Here is a 5,616-nt window from a genome sequence, read left to right as displayed (position 1 = left end):
GTCGTCACACCCCCAGCACCACCGTCCCCGACGAGCAGAACCACCCACCCGTCCCGGACGCCACCCCCAGCCGCGGCAGTGATCCGTCGCCACGCCGCCGCACCTGCCGTTCCCCGCCCTCCCCCCGCAACTGCCGCACCGCCTCCACCAGCAGGAACAGCCCCCGCATCCCCGGATGCTGAGCCGACAGCCCACCCCCGTCGGTGTTCACCGGAAGCTCCCCGCCCTCGACCCGCAGCCGGCCCTTCTCCACGAACGCCCCGCCCTCGCCCTTCCCGCAGAAGCCGAGGTCCTCCAGCGTCACCAGGGTCATGTAGGTGAACGCGTCATAGATCTCCGCGAAGTCCATCTCGTCCGGCCTTACGCCGGCCCGCTCGAAGGCCAGCCGTCCGCTCACCGCCGCCGGGGACACCGTGAAGTCCGCCCAGTCGGACATCGCGGCGTGCGAGACGTGCTCCCCGCTCCCCAGCACCCACACCGGGGAAGTGCGGCAGTCCCGTACGTACTCCTCCGCCGCCAGCAGTACCGCCGCCCCGCCGTCGGAACGGACGCAGCAGTGCAGCTTGGTGAAGGGGTCGGCGATCACGGGGCCGGCCAGGACCTCGTCCACCGTGACGGGGGTGCGGAACATCGCCTCGGGGTTCAGGGCCGCGTTGGCCCGGGCCTGGACCGCCACCTCCGCCAACTGCTCGATCGTCGTGCCGTACTCGATCATGTGGCGGCGGGCCGCCATGGCGTACTTGGCGATCAGGGTGTGGCCGTAGGGGACTTCGAACTGGAGGGGGCCGCGCGTGCCGAAGGACAACGTCCCCGTGCGGCGGCCCGCTCTGACGTCCGCGCGGGCCGTCGAGCCGTAGGTGAGCAGCACCGCGCGCGCGTGCCCGGCCGCGATCGCGTCCGCCGCGTGTGCCGCCATGACCTCCCAGGTGGAGCCGCCGACAGAGGTGGAGTCGACCCAGGTGGGGCGCAGGCCCAGGTACTCGGCGACCTCGACGGGGGCCAGGGTGCCCAGGCCTGCCGAGGCGAAGCCGTCGACCAGCGAGCGGTCCAGGCCCGCGTCGGCCAGGGCGCGGCGGGCCGCCTGGGCGTGCAGCGCGTACGGGGTCGCGTCGTCCACGCGGCCGCAGTCCGAGAGGGCCACGCCGACGACGGCCACTTTCCTCCGGGCAACCATGAATCTGACGGTACATCAGATCACGTATGACGGTACATCAGGTGACGCCGAGCGCTACCACGGCAGGGCTCTGGGCATCCCCGGCTCCCGGTCCTAATATGACGCACCGTCAGATGCGGAGGTGGTACCCCCATGGACGCCCGCTTCACCGCCGAACAGGACGAGATCCGCCGCACCCTGCGCGAACTGCTCCGCAAGCGGTGCGGCCCCGGGGAGCTGCGGGCCGCCGTCGACACTCCGGCCGGGCACGACCCGGCCCTGTGGACCGCCCTCGCCGAACAGCTCGGCCTGCCCGGGCTGGCCCTCCCCGAGGGGTACGGCGGTGCCGGCTGCTCGGTCACCGAGCTGGCCCTCGCCTGCGAGGAGACGGGCCGTGCCCTCGCCCCCTCGCCCCTGCTCGCCACGGCCGTCCTCACGGCACCGCTGCTGCTCGCCCTCGGCACCGGCGCCCAGCGCGCCGACCTGCTCCCGCGGATCGCCTCCGGGACGCTCACCGCAGCCCTCGCGGTACCGGGTCCCGCCCTCGCCGCCGCGCTCGGACTCACCGGCCACGACCCGCGCGGGCAGTGGGCCGGCGGCGGGCGGGCCGGGGGCGTGCAGGCCCGGCAGGCCGACGGCGGCTGGCAGCTGTACGGGCAGGTCGACCAGGTCCTCGACGGGCACAGTGCCCAGCTGCTCCTGGTCGCCGCGCACACCGGCGGGTTCGCCCGCTCCCGCGTCCTGCTCTTCCTCGTGCGCGGTGACGCGGCCGGTCTCACTCGCGTACGGCAGACCGCGCTGGACGCCACCCGCCCACAAGCCCGTATCGAACTCCGCCACGTACCCGCCGAGTTGCTGGGGGGCGGGGACGCCGACGCCCTCCCCGCCCTCGCCCGGCTCGGTGACACCGCCGCCGCCTGTCTCGCCGCCGAGGCCGTCGGCGCCGCCGGCCGGGTGCTGGAGCGGACCGTCGAGTACGTCGGGCAGCGCGAGCAGTTCGGGCGGCCTGTCGGCTCCTTCCAGGCGGTGAAGCACCGGCTGGCCGACGTGTACGTCCAGGTGCAGGCGGCCCGCTCGGCGGCGTACTACGCGGCCTGGGCCACCGCCCGGGGGGATCGGGTGGGCGGCCTCGCGCTCGCCCAGGCGCTTCAGGCGCTGCGCTCGGCAGCCGCCGAGGGGATCCAGTCGCACGGCGGCATCGGTTTCACCTGGGAGCACGAGGTTCACCTGTACTTCAAGCGCGCCGCGGGCGACGAGCTGCTGTTCGGGCCGGCGCACCGGCTGCGGGCCCATGCCGCCGACGTGGCGCACGTCTTCGAGGAGGCCGGCCGATGAGGGGCGTGCGGTTCGTGCAGAGGGTGTCCTCGACCCGGGGGTTCGCGCGCGTGGCGCCGCACGTCCTCCCGGCCCTCGACCGGGCCGTGCACCGGCTCACGCGCGGAAGAGTGCTGCTCAGCGCGCACCTCCTGCCGGGGGTGGTGCTGACCTCGACCGGGGCGAAGAGCGGGCTTCCCCGTCACACACCGCTGGCCTGTATGCCCGAGGACGGCGGACGCGGCTGGATCGTCGTCGGGTCCAACTTCGGGCGGCCGGGGCACCCCGCCTGGAGTCACAACCTGCTCGCGCATCCCGACGCCCGCATCAGCTGGAAGGGCCAGGACATCCCGGTCACGGCCCGGCTGCTGGAGGGGGAGGAGCGGGCGGCGGCATGGCAGGCGGTGCTGGCGTTCTGGCCGCCGTACGCGGCGTATCAGGCGCGGGTGGAGCGGGAGATCCGGTTGTTCAGGATCGTACGAAGGTAGAAAGCGCAACAGGCGGCGGTCCGCTCGGGTGGACCGCCGCCTGCCAGACAGGACTTGGGTGCGGGAAAAGACCGGGGGCGCCGGGCCGGGTTACTTCGTCGGCTTCCTGCCCGTGACGCCCAGGTGTACCAACAGCGCGAGGTTCGGCTTCAGTTCGGCCTGCTTCACGCCCCAGGAGGAGAAACCCTTCTGGTGGGAGGCGACGGCCGCGAGCATCGCGACCAGCGAACCGGCGACGGCCGCCGGGTTCACGTCCTTGTCGACCCTGCCCTTGGCCTGGAGCTCGGCGACGGAGTCCGCGAGGGAGTTGTTCACCGAGTTGAGGATCTTCATCCGGAGTTTGTAGAAGCGCTTGTCGCCCTCGGCGGCGCCGAGATCGACGACCCGGAGGATGGCGTCGTTCTTGCGCCAGAACTCCAGGAACCCGTCGACGAGTTCCTGTGCCGTCTGCCAGCCGGCCTTGCCGGCCCAGGAACGGCCCTGAAGGAGCTCGGTCAACGCGGCGCCCTCGGTCGCCATTTGCTCGGCGATCTCCAGGACGGCGCCCTCGACGTCCGGGAAGTACTGGTAGAAGGTCGCGGGCGAAGTCCCCGCCTTCCGGGCGACATCGATGACTTTGACGTCCCGGTAAGGGGAGGAGCTGAGCATCTCGCTGAGGCAGTCGAGCAGCTTCTGCCGGGTCGCCTGCCCACGCCTGCCGGCCACGCGGCCGTCGACGGTACGCACTTGTCCTGTCATGCCGTCAGCTTACCGAGGCGTGATCGGGGCGCGATTCGGCCGACTGCAAATGGGGTGTAAGGAGGTGCGGGGGCTGGTGTGCCTGGTCTGCGGGGTGCCGCAGTCGCGGTTACGTTGTCGGCATGGCCGAAAACAGGGCATCGGTGTACGCAGAGGGCGTCCCCTGCTGGGTGGACGCGCAGCTTCCCGACGTCGAGGCGGGCAAGCGGTTCTACGGTGAACTTTTCGGGTGGACCTTCGAGGACTGGTTCGGCCCCTTCGCGCAGGCGCTGAAGGACGGTGAACCCGTGGCCGCGCTGGTCCGCAAGATGGACGGCCGGCTGCCCACCGTCTGGACGGTGTACTTCGCGACCCCGGACGCGGCGGCCCTGGCCCGGCGTATCCGGGCGGCCGGCGGGCAGGTCGTCTCGTCGCCGGTGCCGGCCGGGGAGCTGGGTGTCACCGCTCTCGTCACCGACCCGGAGGGGGCCGTCTTCGCCCTGTGGCAGCCGGACCGGCACCCCGGCTTCGGCAGGCGGCGCGAGCCGGGCACCTTCGCCTGGGCGGAGCTGTACGCGCGGGACACCGAGGCGGCCAACGCCTTCTACGGCGACCTCTTCCAGGAGGCCCTGTTCGGCCCCGAGGCCGAGCCCGACTTCGGCCGCGCCCCCGTCTCCGACGTGTTCCCGGCCGAGATGCCGCCCCACTTCCTCGTCCATTTCGCCGTCGAGGACGTACCGGCCGCGCTGGAGGACGTCACCCGCCTCGGCGGCCGGATCCAGGCCCCGCCTTTCCGGACCTCGTACGGCACGGTCGCCGTCGTCACGGACAATCAGGGGGCGTCCTTCGCGCTGCTGCACCGCTGAGCAGGGCCGATCAGGCAGTGTTTGGTCATTGTTTGATCGCCTGTGTACCGAGACATCCCAATTGTCACCGGGTTCGCAACCGAGGCTCCGGCCAGGAAGAATCAGGGTGCGTGCCGCCATGGCGGTGCGGTGGTGAGACGCTGCACGGGGTCGCGTGGAACATGTGGCTTGGCGCGGCTCGTACGGGGAGGTGGCAGGCAAGTGGTGGATCAGCTGACGCAGCACGATCCGCGGCGGATCGGGCCGTTCGAGGTGCTGGGACGGCTGGGTGCCGGCGGCATGGGGCTGGTCTATCTCGCGCGCTCGGCGTCCGGCCGGCGCGTGGCGATCAAGACCGTCCGGACGGAGCTGGCCGAGGACCAGCTGTTCCGGGTCCGCTTCACGCGTGAGGTGGAGGCGGCCCGCGCCGTATCCGGCTTCTACACGGCCGCCGTCGTGGACGCCGACCCGCGCGCCGCCGTGCCGTGGCTCGCCACCGCGTACGTCCCCGCGCCCTCCCTCGAGGAGATAGTGAACGACTGCGGGCCGCTCCCGGCTCAGGCGGTGCGCTGGCTGGCGGCGGGCGTGGCCGAGGCGCTCCAGTCCATCCACGGTGCCGGGCTGGTACACCGGGACCTCAAGCCGTCGAACGTCCTGGTCGTCGAGGACGGTCCCCGGGTGATCGACTTCGGTATCGCGTCAGGCGTCTCGAACACACGTTTGACGATGACGAACGTCGCCGTCGGCACGCCCGCCTACATGTCCCCCGAGCAGGCCAAGGACTCCCGCAGCGTCACGGGCGCGAGCGACGTCTTCTCCCTCGGCTCCATGCTGGTCTTCGCCGCCACCGGACACCCGCCCTTCCACGGCGCCAACCCGGTCGAGACCGTCTTCATGCTGCTGCGCGAGGGCCCGGACCTGGAGGGCCTCCCGGACGAGCTGCGTCCGCTCATCGAGTCCTGCATGCAGATGGACCCGACGGCCCGACCCAACCCGGCCGACCTCCAGGCCCAGCTGGCCCCCCACCTCTTCGGCTCCGGCTCCGACGACAGCGGCACGGCCTCCGCGTGGCTGCCCGAGCGGGCGGTCAGCCTGATCG

Annotated in this window: 6 protein-coding genes; 4 read left to right on the top strand and 2 right to left on the bottom strand. The window is 72.3% G+C overall.

The genetic code is table 11. From position 1 onward, the window contains the following. Positions 1–4: 4 nt before the first annotated feature. Complete coding sequence (locus tag AOQ53_RS16975) at positions 5–1,174, bottom strand: thiolase C-terminal domain-containing protein (protein WP_059418223.1); 1,170 nt, start codon at positions 1,172–1,174, stop codon at positions 5–7. 132 nt (positions 1,175–1,306) lie between these two features. On the opposite strand from AOQ53_RS16975, the gene AOQ53_RS16970 reads away from it, so the two are divergent. Together AOQ53_RS16970 and AOQ53_RS16965 are read left to right on the top strand one after the other, a co-directional pair. Then, positions 1,307–2,488: an acyl-CoA dehydrogenase family protein gene (locus AOQ53_RS16970; RefSeq protein WP_059418222.1), complete on the top strand. Its 1,182-nt coding sequence runs from the start codon at positions 1,307–1,309 to the stop codon at positions 2,486–2,488. Beyond that, positions 2,485–2,955, top strand: a complete 471-nt coding sequence (locus AOQ53_RS16965; RefSeq protein ID WP_059418221.1) for a nitroreductase family deazaflavin-dependent oxidoreductase — start codon at positions 2,485–2,487, stop codon at positions 2,953–2,955. The genes AOQ53_RS16970 and AOQ53_RS16965 overlap by 4 nt, the downstream gene beginning before the upstream one ends. A 90-nt stretch (positions 2,956–3,045) precedes the next feature. On the opposite strand, the gene AOQ53_RS16960 is transcribed toward AOQ53_RS16965, so the two are convergent. Then, on the bottom strand, positions 3,046–3,681 hold the full coding sequence (locus AOQ53_RS16960; protein ID WP_059418219.1) for a TetR family transcriptional regulator: 636 nt from the start codon (positions 3,679–3,681) through the stop codon (positions 3,046–3,048). 134 nt (positions 3,682–3,815) lie between these two features. Here AOQ53_RS16960 and AOQ53_RS16955 point away from each other — a divergent pair, with 134 nt between their 5' ends. Together AOQ53_RS16955 and AOQ53_RS16950 are read left to right on the top strand one after the other, a co-directional pair. Further along, complete coding sequence (locus AOQ53_RS16955; protein ID WP_059418218.1) at positions 3,816–4,538, top strand: VOC family protein; 723 nt, start codon at positions 3,816–3,818, stop codon at positions 4,536–4,538. 201 nt (positions 4,539–4,739) lie between these two features. Then, the coding region (locus AOQ53_RS16950) for a serine/threonine-protein kinase (RefSeq protein ID WP_148640337.1) at positions 4,740–5,616 on the top strand (877 nt) is incomplete at its 3' end.

Source organism: Streptomyces azureus (assembly GCF_001270025.1).
GTDB lineage: Bacteria > Actinomycetota > Actinomycetes > Streptomycetales > Streptomycetaceae > Streptomyces > Streptomyces azureus.
Note: the sequence above shows the minus strand (reverse complement) of the source record. Positions and strands in the feature narration are given on the sequence as shown.